The following is a 26,797-nucleotide window of genomic DNA, read 5'->3' as shown; positions in this document are numbered from 1 at the left end:
TCCTGCTTGATTCCCCGGATACTGATTATCGACGACGAAGAGGAAATGTGCTGGGCCCTTTCACGCGCCATGCGACAGGAGGGGTACCTGGTCACTACCGCCACCAAAGGCCGGAGGGGCCTTGAGATCCTGGCCGAGGAAGGGGCCTCGCTGGTCCTGCTGGACCTCAAGATGCCCGACATAGATGGGCTGGAAGTGCTGCGTAAGATCATGGAAACCGACCCCGACCTGCCGGTGATTATGATCACCGGCCACGGAACCCTGGAGGTGGCCATTGAGGCTCTGGCCAACGGCGCCATAGGCTACGTGGCCAAGCCGTTTGACCTCCACCAGTTGAAGATCACGGTTCAGCGGGCGTTGCAGCTGAACCGCCTGAAGGAAGAAGTGGGCTACCTGCGCTCCGAGCTGACGAAAGATCACCAGGGAATCATCGGCGAGACCCCGGCCATGGTTAAGATCCGCGACCTCATCACCCGGGTCGCCCCCACCGACGCCACCGTGCTGGTAACGGGTGAAAGCGGCACGGGGAAAGAGGTGGTGGCGGTAGCCATCCACCGCCTCAGCCAGCGGGCGTCGGGTCCCTTCGTCACGGTCAACTGCGCGGCGATACCCGAGCAGCTCCTCGAAAGCGAGCTTTTCGGGCACGAAAAGGGCGCCTTTACAGGCGCCACATCCAGCCGCATCGGGCGCTTTGAGCTTGCCGACAACGGCACCATTTTTCTGGACGAGATCGCGGAGATGTCCCCGACAATGCAGGCCAAGCTGCTGCGCGTCCTCCAGGAACATACTTTTGAACGCCTCGGCGGCGCCACCCCCGTGCACGTCAATATCCGGGTCGTCGCCGCGACGAACAAGGACCTGGAGAAAGCGGTCAAAGAGGGGAAGTTCCGCGAAGACCTCTTCTACCGTCTGAACGTCATCCGCATCCATCTCCCGCCCCTGCGGGAGCGCCGCGAGGATATCCCTCTCCTGGCCGCCCATTTCCTGGAGAAGTTCTGCCCGGCGAACCGGGGATGCCGCATCTCCGAAGAGGCGATGGAACTGCTCCTGGCCTACGACTGGCCGGGGAACGTCCGTGAACTGCAAAACGTGCTGGAACGGGCTGTGATCTTAAGCACCGACGGGGTGATCGGACCCGACCATTTGCCGCACGAGTTTCACCCGGCCGGGGGGCTCCTGCGGAACAAACTGGTACCGGCATCCCTGCCCGAGGGGTCCACGTTGAAGAACATGGAGGCGGAACTGATCGCCAGGGCCCTGGCCGAATGCGGCGGGAACAGGAGCAGGGCGGCAAAGAAGCTGGGTATTGCCCGCACGACCCTCCTATTCAAAATGCAGAAGTACGGGTTGAAGTGATCATTTCCGCGCCGCGGGGCTGGTCCTGCCTTTTTGCAGCCACTCCAGCGCCGTAAGGGAGAGCGTGACAAAGCTCAGAAAGAGAATACCCAGGTAGATCATCCGTTCTTCCGGGGTTTCGCCGAAAGGCCGCGTGAAATACCGCTGCGGGATATCCAGGCTGCCGGCGGCGGTGGCGACTATCTTTCCGTCCTTAATGGCGTAGGCTGTCAGTTGAATGTCCTTAAGGGGCCCGCCGGCCGGCACATACAGGATGCCGGAAAAGCCGTTCTCGGTGGTCTCGACGGCACCCTCGAAGTGACCGTAGAGGCCGTCCGCCACCAGCTGCCGGACGGCCTGCCTGCTCCGCAGGTCGCGCAGCCCGCCCGGCACATCCGCTTCGTCCGTTTCATTGACATTGAAGACCCGGCTGTCGACTGTGAGGGCCGTGTAATGCGGATCAATGCCGATCTCCCTCCTGATGTCTTCACCGATGTCCTGCAAAGGGACCGAACTCAGGATCTGATAGAGGGAAGGCAGCCCGCCCACGACGGCCGGCGAAAGATCGAGTCCCGTCTTCGCCCGTACGGGGTGCGTGGTGACGGGACCGCGCGCCTTCACCACGACCTGGCAACCGTCGGGCATGTCGCCCCAGAAAGGCACGAGGGCCCCCTCGAACCTGATGCCGGCGGTGACGTCCGGGTTTCCCGTCTGCAGGCTGAGGGGCTGCGCGGCGCTGCAAACCGCGGCCCCCGTCACCACAAGGCATAATACAATGATCCCAAGGCTAATCAGCTTCCACACAGCCGCTGCCCCCCTTGCCCTGCAACAGGCGCCTTACGATTTCCCGAATATCCTTGACGTTAAAGGGCTTGGTAACGTAACCCGTAGCCCCGGCGGTCACCAGGTCGAGAGCGTTCTCCAGCGAACCGTGTCCGGTGATCATAATCACCGGCACCTTATGGTCGATGGTCCGGATATGTCTCAGGAGGGTCAGACCGTCCATTTCGGGCATCACCAGGTCCAGCAGCACGGTGTCCGCCCCGTCCCGCCTGAACATTTCAAGCCCCTGGCGCGGATTGGTGACCGTGGTGACAGTGTACCCCTCCTTGCCCATGGCCCGGGCCAGGGCCCAGCACATCTCTTCCTCATCGTCGATAATCAGTATCCTAGGCGGCATCGCCTGCGTCGCCTCCCCTGGCTGGCAGGTATATGAAGATTCTCGTCCCTTTCCCGACCTCACTCTCGGCTTTCATGCGTCCCCCGTGGACGCCTATGATCTGGTGCGAAATGGCCAGGCCCAACCCGTGCCCGCCTTCCTGTTCCCTGGTGGTGACGTAAGGTTCGAAGATGTGAGGCAGGACGTCGGGCGGCACCCCTTGCCCCGTATCCTCGAAGACGGCCTTCACCCATTCCCGGCTGTGCGACGTTTCGATCCTCAACCTGCCGCCGTCGGGCATGGCCTGCACGGCGTTAAGGATGACGTTGACGAAAACCTGCTTCAGCTTTTCGGCATCTCCGTTAATCGCCGGTTGGTCCGGATCCAGGCTGAGTTCCACCTCGACCTTGCGCTGGCGCAGGAAAGGAGCGGTAAAGCGCAGGACCTTCTCGATCAGAGTGTTGACGCTCTGAGGTTCCATGGCACCCTTGCTGGGCCGGCCGAAGTCAAGAAGTTCGTTGACAATGGAGTTTTGCCGGTCAATCTGCTGGTTCAGCCGGCGCACAAAATCCTGGATGTCCTTGTCCTCGGCATAGTCCTCCTCCATCACCTGGACCGTCGCTTTGAGGATGCCCAGGGGATTACGAAGCTCGTGGGCGATCCCGGTAACTAACCTCCCTAAGGCGGTAAGGCAGTCGGAGCGGCGGAGTTGCTCCAGCAACGCTTCCTTCTCGGCAAGCCCCTGGGCCATCTTGTTGACGGCCCTCGTGATCTGTCCGAGTTCGCCGGGCATATCCGGCAAGAAGGCCTGGATGTCGTTCTCCAGTTGCAGGACCCCGTTCTTAATCTGCATCAGCCTGTTCGTCAAATTAATAATGATGAAAAGAGCGCCGGTGGCGGTAATGAGAATTGTAGCCAGCACGGCGTAGCGGGTGATAACCCGGAAATTCTGCGACTGGGCGAAAATGGGATGCATCCGCTCCTCGGCCCACAGCACGGCCACCGTCTTGCCGCCGATATCAAGCGGCACCAGGCGTTCCAGGAACTGGTCATCCCACGTGCGGCCGACGCGCGAAACCGCCTCCCGGGTATCCAGAACCTTTTGAATGCCGCCAAAGACCTCGCGCTTGACCCGCTCCTCTCTTTGTTTCTGTTCGGCGGGGGTGAACTCGCGGTATTCGTGCAGGAAACCCTTGATGAAGATCTGGTTGCTGTCCACCATGTAAAGGCCCAGGCGAACCCCGGGGTAGTCCTTGGCCAGGGTACCCGCCGCCCGTTCGAATCCCTCCTGCAGCATCCTGTCGCGCTCCCGGGCGCCGGTTGGGTGGTGTCCCTCGATTTCCTGGGCCACCTGATGGTGAAGGAAGTTGACGATACTTACAAGGCGCGCTTCCTTGTCGTTGAGCAGGATGCGCTCGCTCTTGCTGGCAAAAAGAAGGTCATAGCAGACAAGGACCAGGGGCGCAATCGAAATCAACGTTACAAGGGCGATGATCTGAAATCTCAAGCTATGTCCAAAGAATGGCCGGCGCAACGAGGCACCCCCCTTTCTAACGGCCGCTGACCGCTTGGTCCTCAACCTCGCCCATAATCCTGGCCGCTTCCTCGAGAACGCGGCCGGCATGGATAATCCCCGTTAACCGGCCGTATTCAAAAACCGGCAGGATCGTGACAGCATTCCTGACCATCACATGGACCGCCTCGGCCAGCGTGGCCGAACCCTCAATGGTGCTCAGGCGGATGGGTTGCATCACGTTCGCGACCCTTTCGCGCGCCTTGGACGGGCGGCCTATCCTGGATCTTCGGGCCGCAGCGGCCAGACTGACAACCTTTCCTATGTTAAGGCACTCTTCTATCGGGACCTGCAGGTCACGAACGAGCTTCTCACTTGTAAGGCCGTACATGGTCTTGCCCCCTCTTGAAAGGCCTCGCGGCCGGCTTCCCTGACTAACTCTTTAGCAAGTCCGGTGCCAATCGGTGTTGTCCCCGGGGCCGTCCCTTTCAAGACACGGTTTCACCTGCCATCGCCTCGCCATATCCTGTTGCCGACGGGCCTCGATACCTGCCGGAGTGTCGGAAAACGGACAGTCTAGGAATTTCGGCTGTTCAGATATTGACATCCAAAATTCTAACAAAGTAGAGAAAAATGCTCTTGACTTCATTCGGTAACGTCACTATCCTTAAGGTAACAAGAGCATAGTGAAGCCGTTCACAGTTGGTCCTTTATCAGTCGGCTGGGGTAAGAGGCGACTGTGAATGTGAAATTTGTCACTTTAGGTTTTCCGCCGAATCGAACAACGATAGGCCGGAGCATCGCAAGATGTTTCGGCCTTTTTGTTTGGCCAATTGCCACGAATACCAACCCTGAAAGGGGGTGAGCGCGAGAAAAATCATCACTACACTCCTCGGCCTCATACGTTAGGCGTTTGACTAACCAGCTCTTACTCCATCAAGGGGGTGCGAACGTGAGTATCTTCAGGAAAGTGGCCTCCGGCAGCCGTCAGACATATGACTTCCTGATGGCCGCCCAGATGGCCCAGGCAAAGTGGGAAATCGAAACCAGCAGGGTTATCCTTACCAGGCGACGGAAATGGCTGCTCATCGCGCTGGCGCCGCTGATCATCGCCCTGGGAGTGCAGCTGGGCTTTGCGGCCCTGCCCGACGCGATCGGTGGTTCCAAGGCCTACATGCCGCAGTTCGTAAACACCTCGGCCTTCCTCATGTCCCTGTTCATCGGCCTTTGCGCCGGCCTGATCACCGGCTGCATCGGCGCCGGCGGCGGATTCATCCTGACGCCGGCCCTGATGAGCGCCGGCGTCAGGGGGATTATGGCCGTAGGCACCGACCAGTTCCACATCTTCGCCAAGGCGATCATGGGTACCGTCCTGCACAGCAAGCTGGGCAACGTGAATGTGGGCCTCGCCTTCTGGTTCGTGGTCGGGTCGTTCACCGGCGTGACGTTCGGCGGCAAGCTTAACCGGGCCATTTACGAATCAAGCCCGGCCATGAGCGACGCCTTCATCAACTCGGTCTACGTCCTGATGCTCGGCTTCTTGGGCGTCTACGCTCTGTACGACTACCTGCGTCTGAAGAGCGCCGACAAGACCGGCGCTGACGTCAGCACCACCACCGGTTTCGCGCAGGCCTTGCAGAAGTTGAACGTCCCGCCCACTATCAAGTTCGACCAGGGCGTCGTTCCCGGCGGTCGGCGCATCCCGATCTACCCGGTGATCGTCTGCGGTTTTGTCGTCGGCTTCGTCGCGGCGATCATGGGCGTCGGCGGCGGCTTCCTGACCTTCCCGATGTTCGTCTACGGCCTCGGCGTCTCGACCTTCACCACAGTCGGCACCGACATCCTGCAAATCATCTTCACCACGGCCTACGCCTCGATCTTCCAGTACGCGATCTACGGGTTCGTCTTCTACACCCTGGCGATGGGCCTGCTTCTCGGCTCCCTCGTCGGTATCCAGATGGGCTCCATGGTGACCAGCGTAGTCAAGGGCAGCGTGATCAAGGGCTTCTACGCCACCGTCATCCTGGCCGGCTTCGTCAACCGCGCCTGCGCCCTGCCGGCGAAGCTCTCCAGCCTGGGCTACATCCGGATGGCCGACGCCACCGGGAAGATCCTTGATACGATAGGTGTCGTCCTGTTCTTTGCCCTGGTCGGCGGGTTCGCGGTCTGGGTAATGTACGAATTCTTCAAGAACCTGCCCAAGTTCCGGGCGGCTCATCAGGCATACGTTGAAACCCACCCGGCGGCCGAAGTGGGCCATTAGCAGCGCAACCGCGAAGGAGGTGCCATAATGAACGATAAAAGAAAGCTCTGGATTGGGATCACCTTGCTCGCAACCTTCGCCCTCGTCCTGATCGGAGTGCTCGGCCCGGTCTGGAACGGCCGGTCCGGCCTGGAGGTTTCAGACGACCTCTTCAACTCCCTGGCGAAGGGCTCGACCTACTACATCCCGGAGCAGATGGAGAAGGCCGACAAGTGGGTCGGTGACCCGGTGTCGATAACCCTGAAGACAAAGAGCGAAGAGGAAGCGCAGCTCACCGCGAAGCTCTACCAGTCCGCAGGGGCCGACGTAAAGGCCGAGGGCCTGAACATCAAGGTCGACGGCGACCTCGGGAACATCGCCAAGGCCTGCCTGGCCGACGCAGACGCCGTCTTCAACAACAAGCCGGAGACCATCACCGCCAAGTACGGCGCCGGCGTCAACGACCGGGAGGTCATCTACTATTGGTACAACTCGATGAAGCAGATCAACAAAGCATACCTCACGGCTCGGGGCGCCGGGCCGCGGTACCTCTACACCAAGGCCATTATGGAGAAGGCCCTGGAGCCGACCTACAACTTCTACGGCCTTAAGGTTTCCACCTTGAATTCGGTGATGGGCCTGACCGTGTTCCTGCTCGTCTTCTACCTTCTCTACACCGTATGGTACGGCTTCGGCATCCTGTACACCTTCGAGGGTCTGGGCATCGTCGCCCATAGCGGCGGCAAGCATGAGGCCTGAGGCCAGGGTCTCGGCCCGGTAAAACAAACACTCCTGAAACAAAGAACCCCGTCCATCGACGGGGTTCCTTATTGCTCACCGTCAAGAACAGAGAGTTAATAGCCGTAGGGTTTCGGCCGCGCCCGACCCTTGAGCAGCCACATCTTCCGCCCCTCGTTGGTCAGGCCCCAGAGCACCCCGTCATGGAAAACGTATCCGGCCGAGAGCAAGGCCTTCAACTCCAGGCGGGCCACGAAATCACCCGGGCTGTCGGCGAAGGATGCCGGCACCCGGCGCAGGTCCTCGGGGGTGAGGCGGAAGGCCAGGGCCACGTCCCCCTCATCCACCGGTCCCATGACGGCCAGGAAACCCATGATCTCCAACTGTCGCGGCGTGGGATTAAAGAATGTTTGCATGTCACCTATGATAAGGAGCGCGCGCGCCGCCGTCAAGCGTAGCGGCAAAAAAGGAGCCCACCCGCCGGGAAGCGGGTCGGCCCAAGATGAGGGGTGGTAGGTTTAGTAAAAAGCGGTAGAACGGCGGGCGGTGCGGCGGGGCTCACGCCGCTGTCCGCCCGCCCCTCTATCAGCAAGGGTTGGCGAGCCCGGTGGATTCCAACCCCATTGTTTTCTCCATCCGGCCGGCGACACGCCCAAGAGAATCCGTGGCCGCAACTATGCCGGCCACCGTGTTGCGCCTGGCCTCCGTTGACGGGGTCAGAGCGGAACAGGTTTGGGATACCGTCTCGGCCAGCTCGCGCACCCGACGGGAGACGCTATGGACGGTATGCAGCATGGCCTTCCGGGTGGCCGAATACGTGTTCTCCTCGATCCCTTCCACGGCGTCACAGCAGGCCTGCAACAGTTCGTCCGTCCGCATGGCCAGTTCCGGAAGGGCGATCCGGACCTGGCGGCAGGCGTGAAAGAGCCGCCCGACGTTTTGGGCCACAGTGTGGCGCTCCCTGATTTCCTCCTGGCCCAGGCGGGCGGTGACGACCGCCAGGGTGGCGACCTGTCCCCCGACCAGAAGCATACATTTCGCCGCCCGGCTGAGGTTGAGGACCTCGGTGATTTGCGCGTGTTCCCCGGCGGCGGAAGAGTCGCTGACTGGAGAATCACTGCCGGGTATGGTTCTGGGATCCCATCCGGTCATGCTGCTTTCACTCCTTTCGCGCCATGTTTGCCCCTCGTCTTCGACCGGGGGCAGGCTTCTTCCCGTCTTCTTACTTTACAATCGTTACTGCGCAAGGAGCCAGGTGCAGGACTTTGTAGGCGACGCTGCCGAGGGCCAGGCCGTTGCCGGCGGAGGAGGCGCGTCCCTTCTTGCCGACGATGATATGGTCGTAACCCCTGTCGGCGGCGTAGTGGCAGAGTTCAAGCCCGGGGTCGCTACCGCTGATGCTGTCAAAAGCGGCTTCAACTCCGTGCTCGGCGAAGATCTCCTTGGCCCGCCGGATGATGCGCTGCGCGTCGTAGCCGCCGCTGTTTGCCGCCAGGTCCTGCTCCTCGCGATACAATCCCTCGGGTAATGGCCGGACCACCATTACCGCGGTCACCTCCAGGCCGGGAATCGCCCTGGCGAGTTCCGCCGCGAGAGTGGCGGCGCGCAGCGCGTATTCCGACCGGTCAAGCCCAACCAGAACTTTCCGCATGGTGATCCAGCCCCTTCCGGTACTTATTTGTCGCCGTTCCTTTCTTGCGCCCTGTCTACCGAGGCGCCCAGTCCGATCACGGCGAGTGTGACCAGGGCCAATGTCAGGATAGCTGCGCCGTCAAGCATTGAATTCGATCCCCCTCCAGGCCTGATTGTCTCCACGGAGGGGGACTGCCAGGCCGCTTATCCGGGTCCTGTCACGAGTTTCTCTCCCCTAAAGTTTACTCTTGTGAGCACAATCACTTGGCCGGGCAGCACAGGCGGCCGGGGCAGGTCCTTAGACCACCGTCACCGGACAGGGGCAGGTCTGCAAGACCTGGTACGCCACGCTGCCCAGGTAACGGCCTGCGGCCCTTTCCGCCGAGCGGCCCCAGCGTCCCATAACGACATCGTCGAAACCCCCGTCACGCGCCGTACGGCAGATCGTTTCCGCGGGATCGACGCTCCGCCTCTCAAGGATGTGGGGTTCCACGCCCTCAGCGGCCAGGATCGTTTCCACCGTCTGGCGGATCCGGGGCAACTCCAGGCCCACGCTCTCGTCCTCCTCGTCGAGGTGTTGCGCTTGAAGGACGGGGAGGGCGACAATCAACACGTCCAACACGGCCGGGGTACCCCTTTTTGCCAGCCGGACCCCATAGCGCAAGGCCGCATAACCCTGTTCCGAACCGTCAACCGCCACCAGGATGCGCATACCATCCACTCTCCTCAAAGAACCGCCTCTTGTGATTGTGATCACATTGCTTACCCTCAAACTAACAATACCCCCTAATGATGTCAAACGGCCCAACGTAGTGATGATGGGCCAATTCGAGCGTTATTTTGCGTATTCCTGCAACTGCCTTCACCATAGTCCGGATTACTATCCTTTTCACGATGATTCTTCACCCTGAATGCGCAAAAAAGCGACCCCCCTTCTCCTCGGGGGCCGCTTTTGGCGACGGTGGACCGCCGGCGTTATTGGACCACGATGTTGACCAGCTTTTGCGGAACGGGAATAACCTTGACGACCTTCCGGTCCCCGATCAGGGACTGGATCCGCGGCTGGGCCAGGGCCAGTTCGCTCATCTGCTCCCCCGTGGCGTCGGCCGGGACGACCAGCCGCTCGCGCACCTTGCCGTTGATCTGAACAACGATGGTTACGGTATCCTCTACGAGGAGGCCGGGGTCGAACTCCGGCCACGGCTGCCGGTGGATACTGTCCGTGTGGCCGCAGCGCTCCCAGAGTTCCTCCGTGATAAACGGGGCGAAGGGGGCCAGGAGGAGCAACAGGCTCTCGACGGCCTCACGCAGCGCCGCCGGGTCGCGGTCGGATTCCGGCACCCGTTCGCGGTAGTGATACAGGCCGTTGACCATCTCCATAATCGCGCTGATGGCGGTGTTGAAGTTGAAACGGGTCTCTACGTCCTCGGTGACCCGAGCAATGGTCCGGTGGGTCAGGTGACGAAGGGCGCGGTTGACGCCGACCAGGCCCGTACGGGGCTCGCGGGGGGCCTTGCGGACCGTATCCGTGAGCGGGAGCACGAGCCGCCAGACGCGCTGTATGAAACGGTAGCAGCCCTCAACCCCCTGGTCCGACCACTCCAGGTCGCGTTCCGGCGGGGCGGCGAAGAGGATGAACAGGCGTGTCGTGTCTGCGCCGTAACGGGCAAGGATGTCCTCCGGGCTGACGATGTTGCCCTTGGACTTGGACATCTTGGCCCCGTCCTTCAGGACCATACCCTGCGTTAGGAGGTTCGTAAAGGGCTCATCCACCGGCACCAGGCCCATGTCGTTGAGTACCTTCGTAAAGAATCGGGAATACAGGAGGTGCAGGATGGCATGCTCGACGCCGCCGATATACTGGTCGACGGGCAGCCACCGCTCCACCGCCTTCCCGTACCAGGGAGCCTGCTCGTCCCGCGGGCTGGTGTACCGGTAGTAGTACCACGAGGAGTCGACGAACGTGTCCATCGTGTCGGTCTCCCGCCGCGCCGGCCCGCCGCAGCCGGGGCAGGTGGTGCGCACGAACTCCTCGCTCTCGGCCAGGGGGGATTGCCCGGTCGGCTTGAAGGCCACCTCGTAGGGCAGGAGAACCGGCAACTGGTCCTCGGGGACGGGAACGACGCCACAGGCATCGCAGTAGACGACCGGGATCGGTGTTCCCCAGTACCGCTGGCGGGAGATCAGCCAGTCGCGCAGGCGGTAGTTGACCATTCGCCGTCCCAGGCCCTGCTCTTCCAGGTAGCGGGTGATGGCGGCCATGGCGCGGGTGTTGGGCATCCCGTCGAAGGGTCCGGAGTTCACCAGTACCCCCTCGCCGGCGTAGGCGGCGTCCATGGTCGAGGGGTCGAGCGTTTCCCCGGGGGGCTGGATGACAACCCTCTTCGCCAGGCCGTACTTGGTGGCGAACTCCCAGTCCCGCTGGTCATGGGCCGGCACCCCCATCACGCAGCCCGTGCCGTATTCAAGCAGTACGTAGTTGGCCACCAGGATCGGCACCTTGACGCCGGTCAGGGGGTTGACGCAGTAGGCGCCGATGGGTAGACCCTCTTTTTCATGCTCGCCCGCGGTGCGGTCCAACTCGCTCAGGTCCCGGGCGCGGCGGACGAAAGCCTCGACCTCGGCCCGGCGGGCGGGATCGGTCAGCTCCCCCACAAGGGAGTGCTCGGGGGCGAGGACCATATAAGTCACGCCGTAAAGGGTGTCCGGCCGGGTGGTGAAAACGGTTATCCGCCGGTCGCTCCCCACCACCGGGAAGTCGATCTCGGCGCCCTCGCTACGCCCGATCCAGTTTTCCTGCATTATCTTTACCTTGTCCGGCCAGCCATCCAGGCGCTGCAGGTCCTTCAACAGCCGCTCGGTGTATTCCGTGATGCGGAAGAACCACTGCTCCAGCTCGCGCCGCTGGACCGGGGTCTTGCAGCGTTCGCAGCCCCCGGCCACCACCTGCTCGTTAGCCAGCACGGTGGCGCAGCCGGGGCACCAGTTGACGGGTGCCTTGCGCTTGTAGGCCAAGCCCCGGCGGTAGAACTGGAGGAAGAGCCACTGGTTCCAGCGGTAGTACCCCGGGTGGCAGGTGGCCGCCTCCCGCCGCCAGTCGTAGCTGAGGCCCATCTCCTTAAGCTGCCGGCGCATGTTGGCGATGTTGTCCCAGGTCCAGTCCGCGGGATGGATGCCGTGCTTGATAGCGGCGTTCTCCGCCGGCAGGCCGAAGGCGTCCCATCCCATGGGGTGCAGGACGTCATAGCCCTGCATCGTCTTGAAGCGGGCCACCACGTCACCGATGGCGTAGTTGCGCACGTGTCCCATATGCAGCTTGCCGGACGGGTAGGGAAACATCTCGAGGCAATAAAACTTCGGGCGGTCTGAAAAATCGGGGACGTTATAAAGGTCGGCGGCCTCCCACCGGGCGCGCCATTTCTTTTCTATTCCGGCGAAATGATAACGTTCCTCCACTCCCCCGCTCTCCCCTCGGCAAATAATCAGAAAGCCCTCAACCAAAAAGGCTGGAGGGCTTCAAACGTCAAAGTGATGGTGGAGCTGGCGGGGATCGAACCCGCGACCTCTACCATGCCAAGGTAGCGCGCTCCCACTGCGCTACAGCCCCATCACACTTCCCCATTATAAGGGACGGCCGGACAAATGTCAACAACCGGCGTTAAGCACAAGTTCACCGTTATTATAGGGTCGCCGGCAGTTCCACCGGTGTGGCGTCGCCCCACAGCCGCTCCAGGTTATAAAACGCCCGCTCTTCCTCGACAAAGATGTGCACAATGACGTCCCCGTAGTCGAGGAGCACCCAGCGGCCTTCCCGGTATCCCTCGCGGCGTAGGGCACGCACCCCGGTCTCCCTTTCCAGCGTCTCCTGGATGTGTTCTGCCAGGGCCTGGACATGGGTCGTGGAGCGGCCGCTCACCAGCACGAAATAGTCGCTGATTACGGTTAACCTGGCGATGTCGAGGACGACAATATCGAAGCCCTTCCGGTCCCGCGCCGCGCGCACCGCGGCCTTAAGCACCGCCTCGGGACCAACAGCCAAAGCCATTCCTCCCCGGAACCGGTTTTGCTCTCCTATGGGGCCGGGTTACACGCGCCTGTTGTTCCGGGCCTTGGCCTCATTGACCGTCAGGATGCGCCCGCCCAGTTCGCTGCCGTTAAGGGCGGAAACCATGGTCTCCGCGTCCTCGTCCCTGACCTCTACAAAGCCAAAACCCCGCGAGCGCCCGGTTTGACGGTCGGTGATAATCCGACTCGAGAGCACCTCGCCGTATTGTCCGAAGATCTGCTCCAGATCCTCGGCGGTAGTGGCCCACGGGAGGTTGCCCACGTACAGGGTGGTCACTACCTTCTTCACCTCGTTTCCCTTTTTAAGTAGTATCTGCAAAAGGCATTGCCCTGATGCAGCCGTCACTTGTAGAGCCGGTTCGCGAAGATATACTCCTCGACGTTCTCCGGCAAAAGGTATTTGATGGGCCGTCCGGTTCGCACCCGCCGGCGGATGTCGGTTGAAGAGATGGCCAGCGCCGGGACGATGATCGGAGTAATCCGGTGGATGAGGCGCGGCGGTAACTGCCGCAAACGCTCCTTCAGGTTGTCGAGGTCATACCCGGGGCGGGTGGCCGCGATGAACCGGCAGATCTGAAGCAGCTCCTCCACCCGGTGCCAGGTCAGAATCTCCAGAATCGCGTCCGCACCGGTAATGAAGTAGATCTCCTCCGGTGCGTACTCGCAGCGAAATTCGCAAATGGTGTCGTAGGTATAAGACGGCCCGGCGCGCCTGATCTCGACATCCGAAACCGTGAAGTACGGGTTTGAGGCCGTAGCGGCAACGGTCATGGCCATCCGGTGATGCGGGGCGGAAATCCGGGTGCCGTACTTATGCGGCGGGCGACCCGTCGGTACGAAGACCACCTTTTCAAGGCGGAACTCCCAGCGCACGCCCTCGGCGGTAACCAGGTGGCCGTAATGCACGGGATCGAATGTCCCGCCCATTACCGCAAATTTCCTCACCTATCTGAACCTTCCTATGCCGGGGTTTGCCCCATTATAATCCGCGGACCGGCAAAATGCAAGGGGCCTCGCCCTGCAGGGCGGAGTCGGCCTCCTGACGGACCCGTGCCAGCGCCTCGCGCAGCAGCCCCGGGATCCGACCCGCCGTGACCGGGGTCAAGGAACACCTTCATCGTCCCGCAGCCCCCTGGAAGAAGATGGCGATGAACACTTGCTTCTCCCTCTCCAGGATATGTGCGGGTATCAGGAGGCGTGCCTTGACGGAGGTTGGTCACCGGTCGTCCGATGTCTGACGATCGTTTATTGCCGTACCTGGCCGTTGCCGTAGATGATGTATTTGACCGTGGTCAGTTCCTTGAGGCCCATCGGTCCCCGGGCGTGAAGCTTCTGGGTGGAGATGCCGATCTCGGCCCCGAACCCGAACTGGTAGCCGTCGGTGAAACGCGTCGAGGCGTTGACGTAGACCGCCGCCGCGTCCACCTCCTGCAGGAAGCGCCGCGCCCGGGTGTAGTTCTCGGTGACGATGGCCTCGGAGTGTTTGGTCCCGTAACGGTAGATGTGGTCCATGGCCTGGTCCAGGCCGTCCACGACGCGCACGGCCAGGATCAGATCGAGGAACTCGGTCGCCCAGTCCTCCTCGGTGGCCGCTGTCACCCAGGGGACCAGTTCCCTGGTGCGCGGGCAGCCGCGCACCTCTACGCCGGAATCGCGCAAGCGCTGTAAAAGGCCCGGCAGGAAAGCCGCCGCCACCGGCTCGTCGACGAGGAGGGTCTCCATGGCGTTGCAGACCCCCGGCCGCTGGCACTTGGCGTTGACCACGATCCTCTCCGCCATCGCCAGGTCGGCCTCGCGGTCGACGAAGACGTGACAGTTCCCGACGCCGGTCTCGATGACCGGCACCGTGGCGTTCTGTACCACGGCCTGGATCAAGCCCGCCCCGCCCCGGGGGATGAGGACGTCCAGGTACTCGTTCAACCGCAACATGATATTGACCGCCGCGCGGTCGGTGACCTCCACCAGCTCAATGGCCCCTTCAGGGACCCCCGCCGCCACCGCCGCGCGGGCGATGACCCCGGCGATGGCGCGGTTGGAATTGATGGCCTCCGAGCCGCCGCGCAGGAGGCAGGCATTGCCGGCCTTCAAGCACAGGCCCGCGGCGTCAACGGTAACGTTCGGCCGCGCCTCGTAGATCATCCCCACCACGCCCAGCGGCACGCGCACCCGGCCGACCTGCAGCCCGTTCGGGCGCGTCCACATCCCGGTCACTTCGCCCACCGGATCGGGCAGCGCGGCCACGGCCCGCAGGCCTTCGGCCATGTCCCGGATGCGCGCCTTGTTCAACAACAGGCGGTCGAGGAGCGCCTGGGTAAGGCCCTTCGCCCTTCCGGCCTCCATGTCAAGGGCGTTCGCCTCCAGGATGGCCGGGGCCTGATCTTCAAGGGCCGCGGCCATTGCCAGCAGGGCCCGGTCCTTGACGTCGGTCGGCAGGTAAGCCAGCCGGCGCGCCGCCTCGCGGCAGCGGGCGGCCTTTGCGACAACCGCCGCACGGATCGCCTCTTCGGTCATGCTCTCGCCTCCTTAATACCTTGATGTACGCTCCTAGTCCCGTTCGCCGCGGGCCTCTTGCTCCTCGTCCTGCATCGCCTGCCGGATCTTCCGGTAGGTGCGCTCCAGGCCCTCGGAGATGACCTTGGTCTCGCCCAGGACCGGCATGAAGTTGGTGTCCCCGTCCCAGCGCGGGACGATATGGATGTGGAAGTGGCCGGGGATGCCGGCGCCGGCCACCCGGCCGACGTTGATCCCGACGTTGAAGCCGTGGGGGTTCATGGCCCGGCGCAGGACGCGCACCATCCAGCGGGTGACCTCCATCAACTCCCGCAGTTCGTCCCCGTCCATGGCCTCCATTTCCCCCACGTGCCGGTGGGGTGCGACCAGCAGATGCCCGTTGTTGTAGGGGTAGAGATTCATAAGGACGAAGCAGCGGTCGGTCCGGGCCACGACCAGGTTCTCTTCGTCCGCGGTGTCGTCCAGTTTCTGGCAGAAAATACAGCCGGAATCAGACCTGACGGCTTCAGTCACGTAGTGCGAACGCCAGGGGGCCCAGAGGCGGTCCACGTTGTACACCTCACGTTTCGTAGTATGCCGGCACTAAACCCTTTACCTACTACCTTATTTCCAATACCATGTTGTTCCTGTGCACGACTTCCTCGTAGGAGCGGGGGCCCAGGATGGCCGCGATGTCCCCGGTGTTAACGCCCTTGATCTTCTCAATCTCGGCGGCCGTGAAATTGACGATGCCGCGGGCTATTTCCCGCCCCTGGGGATCGACGATGCTCACCGTGTCCCCGACGCCGAAGCGGCCTTCGACCCCGATCACCCCGGACGGGAGGAGGCTCTTCCCCTGCTTGATTAAGGCCCGGGCCGCTCCCTCGTCGACCTTAACGCTTCCGGCGACGGCGGACCCGTAGGCGATCCAGCGCTTGCGCGCCTCGAGCTTGTTCTCCGCGGGCCAGAAGACGGTACCCACTTCCTCCCCGCCGAGGACACGGCGGATGACTTCCCGGGCGTGCGCGCGGGCGATGACGGTGATCACCCCGGACTGCATCGCCATCCGGGCCGCGGCAAGCTTGGTCGCCATACCGCCCGTGCCCAGGTCCGAACCGCTCCCGCCTCCCAGGGCCTCGACCTCCGGGGTTATTTCGCGCACCGATGGGATCAGCCGGGCCGCGGGATCCCGCCCCGGGTCGCCGGTGTACAGCCCGTCGACATCCGAAAGGAGGAGCAGGACATCGGCGTTGACCAGTCCCGCCACCAGGGCCGACAGGTAGTCGTTATCCCCCATTTTGATCTCGTCGACGGCCACGGTATCGTTCTCGTTGATCACCGGCAGCACGCCGAAACGCAACAGGGCGCAGAGTGTGTTGCGCATATTAATGAAGCGCTTCCGGTCGGCGAAGTCCTCCCGGGCCACCAGCACCTGGCCGACCGTTACGCCGTATTCGGCAAAGAACTTCTCGTAGACGTGCATCAGCAGTCCCTGGCCCACGGCCGCGGCCGCCTGCTTTTCGGGGATGCTCCGCGGACGCCGGCCCAGGCCCATCTTTCCGGCCCCGGCACCGATGGCCCCCGAAGTGACCAAAAGGACCTGCCGGCCTTCGTTGTGCAGGTCGGCTATCTGCCGGACCAAAAGATCAATGCCACCCAGGTTTAGTTTCCCGGTGGCATAGGCCAGCGAGCTGGAACCGATTTTGATGACAATGCGGTGGCTGGCGCCAAGCTGGGAACGGTTTTCCACCCTTTTCACCCGTGTGCTCAGATTTTACCACCAATCATAGCACAGGTAAATTTCAAATGGTAGTATCTTCACGGTACTCGAAGGCGAAACCGCCGATATGGACCGTGTCCCCTGTCTTCACGCCCTTGCTCCGCAAAGCGTCTTCGACTCCCATCCGCCGCAGCGCCTCCTGGAGGTAACGAACGGCTTCCGGGTTATCCAGGTCGGTCATGGCGACCCGGCGTTCAACGCCCCGGCCGCGGACGACAAACTTGCCGTCCCCCTCAGCATAGACGCTGAAAGCATCCTCGTCTTCCGGCGGCGCTTCCCCTGTCTCGGTGACGACGGTGGAGACATCCCGCGGGATCGCCGCCAGCAGCGCCGCCGCCCGGAACATAAGGCGCTCCAGCCCTTCACCGCTGGCGGCGGATACCGGAAATATCTCGTAGATGTCCCCCAGCGCGTCCTCCAGCCGCAGCAGGTTTTCCTCGGCCCCCGGGAGGTCCATCTTGTTCGCGGCGATCAACTGCGGCCTTTCGGCCAGCCAGGGGTTATACTCCCGCAACTCGCGGTTGATGATCCGGAAATCCTCCAGCGGGTCGCGGCCTTCGCTTCCCGCGGTGTCAAGGACATGGATTAAAACGCGCGTGCGCTCGATATGCCGCAGGAAGCGATGCCCCAGGCCGGCGCCGGCATGAGCGCCCTCGATCAACCCGGGGACGTCGGCCAGGACGAAACTTACTCCTTCATCGACGCGGACCACTCCCAGGTGGGGCTCCAGCGTGGTGAAAGGGTAGTCGGCGATCTTCGGCCGCGCCGCCGAAACCCGCGAGAGGATGGTGGACTTCCCCGCGTTCGGGAAGCCTACCAGCCCCACATCGGCCAGGAGTTTGAGTTCCACGACGACGGTGAGCTCTTCGCCGGGCTCCCCCTTCTCGGCGAAGGAAGGGGCCTGGCGCGTGCTGCTCTTGAAGTGGACGTTACCCCGCCCGCCGCGCCCGCCGCGGGCGATGACCGCCTCCTGGCCATGCTCCGTCAGGTCGGCCAGGACCTGGCCGTTGTCCTCCCGCCGCACGAGCGTTCCCACCGGCACCTTGACCACCAGGTCCTCTCCCTGGCGCCCGGTCATCCGGCTGCCCATCCCGTGCCGGCCGCGGCCGGCACGGAAGTGCTTGCGGTAACGGAAGTCAATGAGGGTGTTGAGCCCCTCGTCGGCGCGGAAGATGACATGGCCGCCGCGGCCGCCGTCGCCTCCGGAGGGGCCCCCGAAGGGGACGTATTTCTCGCGCCGGAAGGCCACGCAGCCGTTGCCCCCGGCCCCTCCCGCCACATATACCTTGGCGTAGTCGTAGAACATCCGGCCTCTACCTCCCAGCCCCCGTAGCGTTCGCCGATGCGGCTTCAGCCCCGGCCTCGCCCGGCGGCTGCCCCGCAGCGGGTATCACCAGACGAATCGTCACCCCGCCGACGCCGTCCTGCGTCTCGATACGCCCCCCGGCCTCGGCCAGGTGGCGGCCGGCCTCCTCGAGGGGACGGTCCAGCGCCGTTCCCAGGACCGCCCTTTCCGCCGGGAGCACCAGGACAACGGCGGTTTCACCGCTGCCCGCCACCGTGAGGACGGCCGGCGCGGCGGTCCCCTCCAGGGGCGCGAAGACGTCCCCCAGGCACGCCAGGGCCCGCCTCAAAGCTCCCGCAGCCGTCGTGGGAGGGAGGTCGCCTTCGATGTTGATCACCAAAGGAACCCCGTAACGGGCGGCGGACTCCCTCAGGGACAGCAAGCCTGCGGCCCCCTCCGGCGCCGACAGGAGCGTGACCCGGCTGACGGCACGGATTTCGGCGGTCACCTGGCCGATGTATTCCCGGATGTGCTCCGTTTTATGTAGCTGAGCGTAACCGGAGATGACCTGAAGGTGGTTCAGGAAATCGTGGCCGTAGATGCGTATAAAGCGCAGAAGCTCGTCCACCTGAGCTACCCCTCTCTGGTACCCGGATTTATCGGCCGCCCCGCCGGGACGGTCGCCGCCGCTTCCGAGATTCCTGTCCCGCGCCGCCGGAAAGCGGCTTGCCTGGACATCAGTTCCTGAAGGGCCAGGATATAGGTCGAGTGCGACCAGACCAGGGGCGCCACCGAGAGCGGGCCCCCGCTGAAGGGATCCAGCTGTTCACTGAGCACTCCGCTTTCCAGCGCGAACCCTGCCGCCCATTCGATCAGCCCCTGGGCGCGGAAAAGGTCGTCCGGGGCCTTCGCCACGGCGATGTACCACTGCGCCAGCCAGAGGGTGCAGATGAACCAGGGGTTTCCGGGCACGTTATAAACGTCCTGGGATCGCTGGAAATACCGATCGCCGGTGTAGCGGGCAATACCGCTCACCGCCGTCTGGACCAGCAACCCGTCCTCGATGGCGCGCATCGTGGCCGCCACCCTGGGGTCATCGGGAGGCAGCACGCCGAACAGGTACACCCCCGCCGTGCTGGATTCCAGTGTTTGGTCCGGGCCGTAACGTCCTTCCCGGGGGTCGAACACCAGGCCGCGGACAAAACGGTTCAGTTCCGGTGACCAGAGGCGTTCCAGGATGCCCTGTTTAACCTGCTCCGCACGTGCCTCGTAACCGGCGGCGCGCATGCCGTCCCCGAACAGCCGGGCGAAGGCGGCGGCCGCCGAAAGGCCCCCGTAGACCGCAGCCGCCGTGAAGGTAAAAATGCCGTGGCGTTCCTCCCACAGATCATAGCTTTCCTGCGGCAGGTTAAGCTCCTCGTCGATGTACCCGGCCATGAAGTCGGCGGCCGGGACGATAAAGGAACGGTGCAGATCCGAAATGAACTCCAGGTCCCGTTCGGCTGCATAGTAGGCGTAAAGGGCGATCAGGACCAGGGCGGTCTCATCCTCCTGGATCGGCAACTGCACCACCCCGTCACGTATCAGGGGATGCCAGCTGGATCCGAGAGTGCCGTCCGGGTTGTACTTATGAAGAAGGTAGCCGCCCTCGGTAAGAACGTTGGCGCAAAAGCCAAAAAAGGAACGGGTGAGTTTGGCATAGCCCGCCCGGATCAGGGCCAAGGCGATCATGGCCCCGTCCCTGGGCCAGACGTAGCAGTAATGGTCCTTGTTGGTCCCTCCCATGATATCGGAATCGCACGCGGCAATAATCGCCCCATGATCATCAAGGTGCGCCCGCACCAGCAGCAGGCTCGTCTTATACAGCTCCACCAGCCGGGGCCTGAGCCCCCGGCAATCCGCGTCCGCGCGTGCCAGCCAGCTCTGCCAGAAGGCCTCGGTCTGTTCGATCAGGGTGCAGGGGTCGTGCCGGAGGACGTAGGCGTTCAGCCGGCGGATTTCCTGGTAGTTGCGCCCGCAGCAGATCCAGTAGTACGCCGTTTCGGCCCTGCCCGGCCCGAGGCGCAGGTGCAGTCCGATGACGCTGTCGACCGAACCCTGGGCGATCGGGTTGCCGCTCAGGGTCCCGTCCTCGGCGTCCCGGAAAGTGCCTTCGATCGCTCCCACTCGCTTTAACCCCGTGGCATATTGATGGAAGCGGGTCTGCCCGGCCATGGCATTGGCCAAGAGGTAACGGTTTTTCTTGTAGTGGTAGACAACGTGGAGCACGGGATCGAAGAGGGCCGTGTCACCCACGGGCGTCTCGTCAATGGAGAAGTTCTGGGTAAAGAAGAGGCGCACCTCACGCTCCCGGTCATCCAGGTTGCGCACGGTCACCCGTTTCAGATAAACGTTCTCGTGGTAATCGACCGCATCGTTGATAGTGAGAGCGACTTTCAGTCCGGCATGTGTCGCGTGGACTTCGGTGACCAGGGCCCCCTCCCGGTAGCGCAGGCGGTGTTCCCACCCTGGGCTCTCGGTCCAGGCGAAGCCGCTATCGGTCCAGACACCGAGCCGGTTGCGCCTTCCCTGGATATGGTTCCACTGGCCCACAAACGGGTAGTAAAAGTCGCGCATGTTCAAGAGGTTGTCAAAGGCGACCAGGATGCGCCCGTTACCGACCACCAGCGGCCGCGCCATCGCTCTCCCCTCCCGTCGCCAAAGATCCTGCGTAGACTTCTCTGGTCTGTTCGGCGATACGATCCCAGTCGTAAATCGTAATCACCTTCTGCCAGGCGGAGCGTGCCAGCTGGCTGCCCAACGCCGGGGAGCGGATAACCTCCTCCAGGTAGTAAGCCAAAAGGTCGGCGCGGCCCGGTGGGACCTTGAACCCATCCACCCCGTGTTCGACGACCTCGGCCAGACCCCCGGTATCGGACACAATGACCGGCACCCCGGCGGCCATCGCCTCCAGGGCGACGATACCGAAGGGTTCGTAAAGGCTGGGAAAGACGGCCACGGCAGCCTCGGCGAAGAGGCGATTCTTGTGTTCTCCGTCGACAAAGCCCGGAAAAGCGACACGCTCCCCGAGGCCGAGGCTTTGCACCTGGTTCCGCAGGGCAACCTCCCAGGGGCCCCTGCCGGCCACCGTCAGGAGCAGGTCCGGAGAACGGGGCGCCAGTTGCGCCAGGGCCTCGATCAGGACCTGGACGCCCTTCTCCGGCACCAGGCGGCCGATGAAGAGGATGGATCGCTTTCCGGTGGCGGCCTTTTTCTGCTTTTGCGGCTCGACCCGCAGACTTTCAGGTTCCACTCCGTTGGGAATCACCCGCACCTTGCCCCGGGGGACCCCGAAGAGCTTGCTCACCTCGCCGGCCATAAAGCGGCTGCAGCAGATGACGACCCGCGCACGGTCGGCCAGGTGCTGTTCCTGCTGGTGGATATGGCGTTGCAAGGCATTGTGCAGCCCCCGGTGCCGGCCGTGCTCCGTGGCGTGAATGGTCGCGATCAGGGGGCAGCCCCAGCGCCGGCTGATGGCGACCCCCGCCTCTCCGACCAGCCAGTCGTGGGCATGGACCAGGTCGCACGGGGCAATTTTCCCCGCCAGGCCGACCATCCCCCGGTTCAGCTGGCCGACCCAGGTCAGGAAGTCCTCCGAGTCCACCGCTCCGGGCGCCAGCCGCAACACCTGAACCCCCTCCACTTCCTCGCGTTCCGGCAGCCCGGGGGCGGGGGCGGTCAATACCAGGATCGTCACCCCCAGCCGAGCCAACGCCCGGCTCAGGTCATATACGTGACGGCCCAGACCGCCCACGGTACGGGGCGGGAATTCCCAGGAAAGCATCAGCACCCGCGAGACGCCGGCCGCCGAACGCGCGGCGGGCGCCTGGTAATGGTGGCTGTAAAGACGGAAGTCCAGTTCCTGGAAAAGGGGGTTGCGTGCCTCGATGGCCGCCAGCCGGGCCTCGTCGAGCGGCGTCTCCCCGGCGAGCGCACCGACCAGGAAGTCAAAGCGCCCGATGTGCTCCGCCAGGCGCCGGTTGGCATAATCGGTGGCGGTACCCGTCTTGAGGATGAAGGCCCAGTCGCTGCTCTGGGCCAGGAGGAGTTCCCGCGCCGCCTGGGTCAGCAGGCGGCGGTTAAAGCCGGCGGCGCCGCCGTGCAGGTCGGCCAGGGCCCTCATCCGTTTCTCCATGCGGTGCAGGCGGGGGTAGATCCAGTCGTTGGCCGGGTTGAGCCAGACCTCGCTGTACCCTCCGGCCCCCCAGCTGGAGAGGGACAGCTCGACGGTCTGGGCGGAGGGGTATGTCCGCAGGTAGCGCCCGGGGGTGGTCAGGCGGATCGCTCCCTGCCGGCGGTGGATGAGGCGGCATAAGGCATCCAACCATTGCGGCCCCTCATACCACCAGTGCCCGAAAAGCTCGGCGTCGTACGGCGCGACGATCAGCGGCGGGCGGTCCAGGTTCCGGCCCAGGTACTGGACCTGCAACTCGCGGCTCTCCAGGAAATGGGCGGCGTCCCGCTCGGCCCGCGCCGCGGCCATCGCGGGGTCGTAAGGCTCCTTTTCCCGGACGCCGCCGGTGATCCGGTAGTATTTAAAGCCCGTGTCGCACCGCGTGAAGGCGGATGGGAGGTGAGATTCCAGGTACTCCCATTCCAGTTCATACCCGATGTCCCGGTAGTATTCGCGGTAATAGGGATCCCCGGGGTAGCCCACCGTGCGGTCCCAAACCTGCCGTGAACTCTCCGGGTCGCGGCCGAAAACCGCCACCCCGGAGGGGCACGCCACAGGCGCATACACGCCGCGGCGGGGGAAAGGCCGCGCGTAGAGAACGCCGTGGGTTTCAGCAAAGAAGTATCCGACGCCCTGCTCCCGCAGCAGTTCGTCCACCCCCGGCAGATATCCGCACTCCGGAAGCCAGAACCCCGGGGGCGGGCCGCCGAAGCGCCGGGCATACTCCTGGACCCCGATCGCAATCTGGGCGCGCCTGGCCTCCCTGGTGCGGATCAGGGGGAGATAGCCGTGGGTAGCGGCCGTCGTGATCAGTTCGAGCCGCCCGGCCTGCAGCGCCGGGACGAAGGCCGCGAGCGGGTTGTCCCGGCAGTCGTCCAGCAGGGCCCGGGCATCCAGGAGACGCGCTTCGTACATTCCAGGCAAGGCCGCAAAAGGTTCCACGTCCTTCAGGCGCTCCTTCTCCTTCGCCGCCAGGCCCAGCAGCCGTTCCAGGTAGCGGCGGTAGCGCCCCTGCAGCAGCGGGTCCTCAAACATCGCCATCAGCGTCGGCGATACAGAGAGCGTCAGGCAAAAATCAACCCCGTCCCGCAGCAGCCCCTGCAAAACCCGGGCCAGGGGCAGGTAACACTCGGTCAGGGCCTGGTAGTACCAGTGCTCCTCCAGGAAGCGTTCCTGCTCCGGATGGCGTACGTAGGGCAGGTGGGCATGCAGGACCAGGGCCAGAAACCCGTCCGCCATTAACGTCCCTCCCGGGGGAGGCTCCCCGACCAGGGCGGCGGCCCCTCCGCCGCCGGGAGCGGGGCGTCGTCCGGGGGAGGCGGCGGTCCGTCCGGGGTTTCAACCACGCCGTCGGGCGGGGTCTCAACCGGCCGGGATGTCAAATAGGGGAAGAACTTCCCGCCCTCGATGCGCCCCAACTCCCCGCGGTAAACGGCGTTCGGATCCAGTTGCCGGAAATACCAGTTGCCCGTCCGGCAACCGGGCCGGACCTCGTGGAAACCAAGGAACCCGGGGCGGTCATCGTAGAGTTCATAGAGCCGCAAGGCGAATTCGCCCCGGGCCGTTATCGCCACCCAGAACTCCCCGCTTAGAGTCCAGTAGGCATGGATCACCCCCGGGCTCTGCACGAGAAGGACCAAAGCGTTGTGGTCTTCGGGAAGCGGTGGGTACACCTTGCCTTCACCTCCGTAACTGCAATGAAGGCACCCTTTAACCGGCTAACTGAATTGACAATCGGCAAGTAGAGATTACGTTGGGATTTGGGGCCAGGGATGTTGATGTCTAACGGCGCGGCAGACGCAGCCCGGAGCGTCGGCGGCGCACGACCCTTCGCACGACGGGCAGGAGCACCAGGAGCACCGCCGGCGGCACAACGTACATCCAGAGGGCGGGGCGCCTTTTTTCGACCGCGTTGGCGGCCTTGAGCGGTACGTGCCCCAAATCCCGGTCGTTCAGGCGCAACACCAGGGTTCCGACCTGCTCCCCCCTGGCAACAGGGGCCTCGAGGTCCGGCGCGACCCGGACATCCCAGCTGACGGCGGACTGGTTGCCCGCGGGCAGGCACCAGGCAAAATCACCGCCGGCCGTCACCCGAAGCGGCCCCGCGCCGCGTGGCACAGGAATCTCCCCTATCTCCTGGCCCGCGCGCACAAGCATCACCCGCGGGAAGTTCATAAAGCCGTAGTCGAGCAGAGCAGCGCTATCGGTCCAAAGCGCCGGGCCCTGGCTCTTGAGCACCACGCTCAGCAGCCGCTGGCCGTTTCTCTCGGCCGCCGCCACCAGGCACTGGCTGGCTTCACTGGTATAACCGGTCTTGACCCCCAGGCAGCCGTCGTAAGTCCATAGAAGCCGGTTTCGGTTAACCAGGAGGGTCGGGCGTTTATCGTCGGGGCGATCAAGGGTGTACGTCCGGGTGGCCACGATCTCACGAAAAGTGGGGTTCTTCATGGCTTCCCGGGCGATTACGGCCAGGTCGCGGGCGGTGGTATAGTGCTGCGGGTCGTGGAGGCCATGTGGATTGGCGAAGTGGGAATGTGTTGCCCCTAAGCGTGACGCGTAATCGTTCATCAGGTCCACAAACTGTTCTTCCGAACCGGCGATGTGCTCCGCGATGGCCACGGCGCAGTCATTTCCCGAATTAACCATTAGTGCATACAGAAGATCCTCCAGGCGCTGGCGTTCCCCAATCTTCAAATAGACGGATGAGCCCTCTGTGAGACTTGCCCGTTCACTCGTCGTTACTACGTCTTCAAGCCGGCCCTGCTCCAGCGCGGTCAGGGCCGTCAGGATCTTCGTAGTGCTGGCGGGGTACATCCGGCGGTCGGCGTTTTTGGTGTAGAGGACCTGCCCCGTATCCAGGTCCATCAGAACGGCGGCTTCCCCGGTTATCGCCGGAGCAGCTTGGGCCGGTACCGGAACCGCCGGCATCGCCAGGTAAAGAAGAGCAATGGTGCAGCTGAGGATCAGTCGCTTCATCGGTCACTCCGGAGGCAGGGTTTTCTCCATTATAACCCCGGCCCCTACCGTACCGCCACCATTGTCTTACAGCTTTTCCCCCACAACCTGCCAAAAACGGGCGTCCTCAAACCCCAGGCGCCAGACCGCGATGCCGCGCAGGCCGTAGGCATGGACCAGGTCCAGCTTGAAACGCAGGCTGTATTCATTTTCGAACCAGACCTCATGCCGTATGCCGTTCCTGTCCCAGTAAACCAGGCGGGGGCAGGCCGCATGGTCGTCCCAGACCACGCGCTGCCACCCGTAACGCGCCACGAGGTCCCGGGCCTCCCTCCAGGAAAGGATCCGGCTCCCCCGGCTTGACCAGTCGTAGCCGTAGGTTGCTATGCCCAGTAACAACCGGTCCCGGGGAATGGTCCGGACGGCATAGTCCACCACCTTCCGCACCCAGGGCAGGGAAGCGATAGGGCCCGGGGCGCCCCCTATCCAGTGTTCATCGTAGGACATTATCATTACGAGGTCGGCGGTCCGGCCGATGGTCTGGTAGTCGTAGGCCCCGGACCAGGCGTTCCCGGGATCGTCCCAGGTCTTCGCCGGGACGGACACGGTCAGCAGCCCGTAAGGGCTGATCTTTTTGTCCAGCTCCCGCAGGAAGGCGTTAAAGGCCCACCGGTCACCCGCAGGAATCCCCTCCAGGTCGATATTCACGCCCGTGTAACCGTAATGGCGGACAAGCCATACAATACTGTTTACGAGCTTCGAGCGCCTGTACTGATTGGTCAAGACGCTGTGGGCGGCCCGGGTATCGAAGCCCTGCCGGTAGTTGTGTATCAGAAGGAAGGTACGGAGGTGGTTTTGCCGCGCCTGGCGGACGGCGGTTACCGGTACCTGGCCCGTGAGGCTTCCGTCCCTCTCAAGGAGGTAAGTGAAAGTGGCGATCCCCCACATATGGCGGCTGTAGTTCCAGATCGAGGACAGGGCGTGCCTATCGCCGGGATAGTTCTCGGCATAGTACCCCAGCACCAGCCGGTCCGAGGACGCGGCCCCCCACGTTGGTTGACTGACTAACAACAAAATGATCAATAATACACCAGTAACACCTCTTAGCCGCCAGTAGCGCATTTCTCATCCTCTTTTGACGAAAATTGCAGATATCCGCAGACATTGTAACAAAAGGAGGGACTGGCGCCTAGCTGCAGTTTTCGCCACCATAGGTATGAACTTCTATTTGCGCCAAAAAGAAAGCCCGGAGAGTGTAGTCTCCGGGCTTGGATGTCTGCCTGACTCCAAAAACTTACTTCGGTGTCTGACCCCGAATAAATTTTTCCCGGTTATTTGCTCGGGCGCCGCTCCAGGGTGGCCTGTACGGTTATATCGCGCCCATCGCGGC

The 26,797-nt window shown here is 63.3% G+C and carries 25 protein-coding genes and 1 tRNA gene; 3 read left to right on the top strand and 23 right to left on the bottom strand.

What is annotated here, in order from left to right; genetic code table 11:
- Positions 1 to 6 precede the first annotated feature (6 nt).
- Complete coding sequence (locus QMC81_04260; GenBank protein MDI6906691.1) at positions 7 to 1,356, top strand: sigma-54 dependent transcriptional regulator; 1,350 nt, start codon at positions 7 to 9, stop codon at positions 1,354 to 1,356.
- Here QMC81_04260 and QMC81_04255 read toward each other — a convergent pair whose 3' ends face one another.
- From QMC81_04255 to QMC81_04240, 4 genes are read right to left on the bottom strand one after another with little or no spacing between them, the layout of a single operon-like run.
- Positions 1,357 to 2,139 carry a TIGR02186 family protein gene (locus QMC81_04255; protein ID MDI6906690.1) on the bottom strand — a complete coding sequence of 261 codons (783 nt, stop codon included), beginning with the start codon at positions 2,137 to 2,139 and terminating at the stop codon, positions 1,357 to 1,359.
- Positions 2,123 to 2,515, bottom strand: coding sequence for a response regulator (locus QMC81_04250; protein MDI6906689.1), 393 nt, complete (start codon positions 2,513 to 2,515; stop codon positions 2,123 to 2,125). Before QMC81_04250 ends, QMC81_04255 begins: the two co-directional genes overlap by 17 nt.
- Complete coding sequence (locus QMC81_04245) at positions 2,505 to 4,028, bottom strand: ATP-binding protein (protein ID MDI6906688.1); 1,524 nt, start codon at positions 4,026 to 4,028, stop codon at positions 2,505 to 2,507. Before QMC81_04245 ends, QMC81_04250 begins: the two co-directional genes overlap by 11 nt.
- Positions 4,029 to 4,044: 16 nt before the next feature.
- On the bottom strand, positions 4,045 to 4,398 hold the full coding sequence (locus QMC81_04240; protein MDI6906687.1) for a CBS domain-containing protein: 354 nt from the start codon (positions 4,396 to 4,398) through the stop codon (positions 4,045 to 4,047).
- A 561-nt stretch (positions 4,399 to 4,959) separates the two neighbouring features.
- Between QMC81_04240 and QMC81_04235 the strand changes: the two genes are divergently transcribed.
- Complete coding sequence (locus QMC81_04235) at positions 4,960 to 6,270, top strand: sulfite exporter TauE/SafE family protein (GenBank protein MDI6906686.1); 1,311 nt, start codon at positions 4,960 to 4,962, stop codon at positions 6,268 to 6,270.
- Between the two features lie 27 nt (positions 6,271 to 6,297).
- Positions 6,298 to 7,008 carry a hypothetical protein gene (locus tag QMC81_04230; GenBank protein MDI6906685.1) on the top strand — a complete coding sequence of 237 codons (711 nt, stop codon included), beginning with the start codon at positions 6,298 to 6,300 and terminating at the stop codon, positions 7,006 to 7,008.
- Positions 7,009 to 7,103: 95 nt separating this feature from the next.
- On the opposite strand, the gene QMC81_04225 is transcribed toward QMC81_04230, so the two are convergent.
- From QMC81_04225 to QMC81_04135, 19 genes are all read right to left on the bottom strand, one after another.
- Positions 7,104 to 7,451, bottom strand: coding sequence for a hypothetical protein (locus QMC81_04225; GenBank protein MDI6906684.1), 348 nt, complete (start codon positions 7,449 to 7,451; stop codon positions 7,104 to 7,106).
- 121 nt (positions 7,452 to 7,572) lie between these two features.
- The gene (locus tag QMC81_04220; GenBank protein MDI6906683.1) at positions 7,573 to 8,139 is read right to left on the bottom strand and encodes a hypothetical protein; all 567 of its coding nucleotides are present in this window, start codon (positions 8,137 to 8,139) and stop codon (positions 7,573 to 7,575) included.
- Between the two features lie 70 nt (positions 8,140 to 8,209).
- Entirely contained in the window at positions 8,210 to 8,638 is a 429-nt protein-coding gene (locus tag QMC81_04215; GenBank protein ID MDI6906682.1) for a universal stress protein, read from the bottom strand.
- A gap of 279 nt (positions 8,639 to 8,917) precedes the next feature.
- Positions 8,918 to 9,340: a universal stress protein gene (locus QMC81_04210; GenBank protein MDI6906681.1), complete on the bottom strand. Its 423-nt coding sequence runs from the start codon at positions 9,338 to 9,340 to the stop codon at positions 8,918 to 8,920.
- Positions 9,341 to 9,594: 254 nt separating this feature from the next.
- Positions 9,595 to 12,075: a leucine--tRNA ligase gene (gene leuS / locus QMC81_04205; GenBank protein ID MDI6906680.1), complete on the bottom strand. Its 2,481-nt coding sequence runs from the start codon at positions 12,073 to 12,075 to the stop codon at positions 9,595 to 9,597.
- 76 nt (positions 12,076 to 12,151) lie between these two features.
- Positions 12,152 to 12,226: transfer RNA gene (locus QMC81_04200), tRNA-Ala, on the bottom strand.
- Positions 12,227 to 12,298: 72 nt separating this feature from the next.
- Positions 12,299 to 12,658: a ribosome silencing factor gene (gene rsfS, locus QMC81_04195; protein MDI6906679.1), complete on the bottom strand. Its 360-nt coding sequence runs from the start codon at positions 12,656 to 12,658 to the stop codon at positions 12,299 to 12,301.
- A 45-nt stretch (positions 12,659 to 12,703) separates the two neighbouring features.
- Entirely contained in the window at positions 12,704 to 12,973 is a 270-nt protein-coding gene (locus QMC81_04190) for an RNA-binding protein (protein MDI6906678.1), read from the bottom strand.
- 53 nt (positions 12,974 to 13,026) lie between these two features.
- Positions 13,027 to 13,611 carry a nicotinate-nucleotide adenylyltransferase gene (nadD, locus tag QMC81_04185; GenBank protein ID MDI6906677.1) on the bottom strand — a complete coding sequence of 195 codons (585 nt, stop codon included), beginning with the start codon at positions 13,609 to 13,611 and terminating at the stop codon, positions 13,027 to 13,029.
- Between the two features lie 318 nt (positions 13,612 to 13,929).
- Positions 13,930 to 15,195, bottom strand: a complete 1,266-nt coding sequence (locus QMC81_04180; protein MDI6906676.1) for a glutamate-5-semialdehyde dehydrogenase — start codon at positions 15,193 to 15,195, stop codon at positions 13,930 to 13,932.
- Positions 15,196 to 15,228: 33 nt separating this feature from the next.
- Positions 15,229 to 15,744 carry an HIT domain-containing protein gene (locus tag QMC81_04175; protein MDI6906675.1) on the bottom strand — a complete coding sequence of 172 codons (516 nt, stop codon included), beginning with the start codon at positions 15,742 to 15,744 and terminating at the stop codon, positions 15,229 to 15,231.
- Between the two features lie 49 nt (positions 15,745 to 15,793).
- A complete protein-coding gene (proB, locus tag QMC81_04170; protein MDI6906674.1) occupies positions 15,794 to 16,924 on the bottom strand; it encodes a glutamate 5-kinase in 1,131 nt (376 codons plus the stop codon).
- 52 nt (positions 16,925 to 16,976) lie between these two features.
- On the bottom strand, positions 16,977 to 18,260 hold the full coding sequence (gene obgE, locus QMC81_04165) for a GTPase ObgE (GenBank protein MDI6906673.1): 1,284 nt from the start codon (positions 18,258 to 18,260) through the stop codon (positions 16,977 to 16,979).
- A gap of 7 nt (positions 18,261 to 18,267) precedes the next feature.
- On the bottom strand, positions 18,268 to 18,867 hold the full coding sequence (locus tag QMC81_04160) for a Spo0B domain-containing protein (GenBank protein MDI6906672.1): 600 nt from the start codon (positions 18,865 to 18,867) through the stop codon (positions 18,268 to 18,270).
- 5 nt (positions 18,868 to 18,872) lie between these two features.
- On the bottom strand, positions 18,873 to 20,918 hold the full coding sequence (locus tag QMC81_04155; GenBank protein ID MDI6906671.1) for a glycoside hydrolase family 15 protein: 2,046 nt from the start codon (positions 20,916 to 20,918) through the stop codon (positions 18,873 to 18,875).
- Positions 20,893 to 23,691: a DUF1957 domain-containing protein gene (locus tag QMC81_04150; GenBank protein ID MDI6906670.1), complete on the bottom strand. Its 2,799-nt coding sequence runs from the start codon at positions 23,689 to 23,691 to the stop codon at positions 20,893 to 20,895. The genes QMC81_04155 and QMC81_04150 overlap by 26 nt, the downstream gene beginning before the upstream one ends.
- Positions 23,691 to 24,125: a DUF4912 domain-containing protein gene (locus tag QMC81_04145; protein MDI6906669.1), complete on the bottom strand. Its 435-nt coding sequence runs from the start codon at positions 24,123 to 24,125 to the stop codon at positions 23,691 to 23,693. The genes QMC81_04150 and QMC81_04145 overlap by 1 nt, the downstream gene beginning before the upstream one ends.
- 109 nt (positions 24,126 to 24,234) lie before the next feature.
- Complete coding sequence (locus tag QMC81_04140) at positions 24,235 to 25,428, bottom strand: D-alanyl-D-alanine carboxypeptidase family protein (protein MDI6906668.1); 1,194 nt, start codon at positions 25,426 to 25,428, stop codon at positions 24,235 to 24,237.
- 66 nt (positions 25,429 to 25,494) lie between these two features.
- The gene (locus QMC81_04135; GenBank protein MDI6906667.1) at positions 25,495 to 26,529 is read right to left on the bottom strand and encodes a glycosyl hydrolase family 18 protein; all 1,035 of its coding nucleotides are present in this window, start codon (positions 26,527 to 26,529) and stop codon (positions 25,495 to 25,497) included.
- Between the last annotated feature and the right edge of the window lie 268 nt (positions 26,530 to 26,797).

Source organism: Thermoanaerobacterales bacterium (assembly GCA_030019475.1).
In the GTDB taxonomy this organism is placed as follows: Bacteria; Bacillota; Desulfotomaculia; order Desulfotomaculales; family JASEER01; genus JASEER01.
The sequence above is the reverse complement of the archived record's forward strand: the minus strand, read 5'-3'. Positions and strand labels throughout refer to the sequence as shown.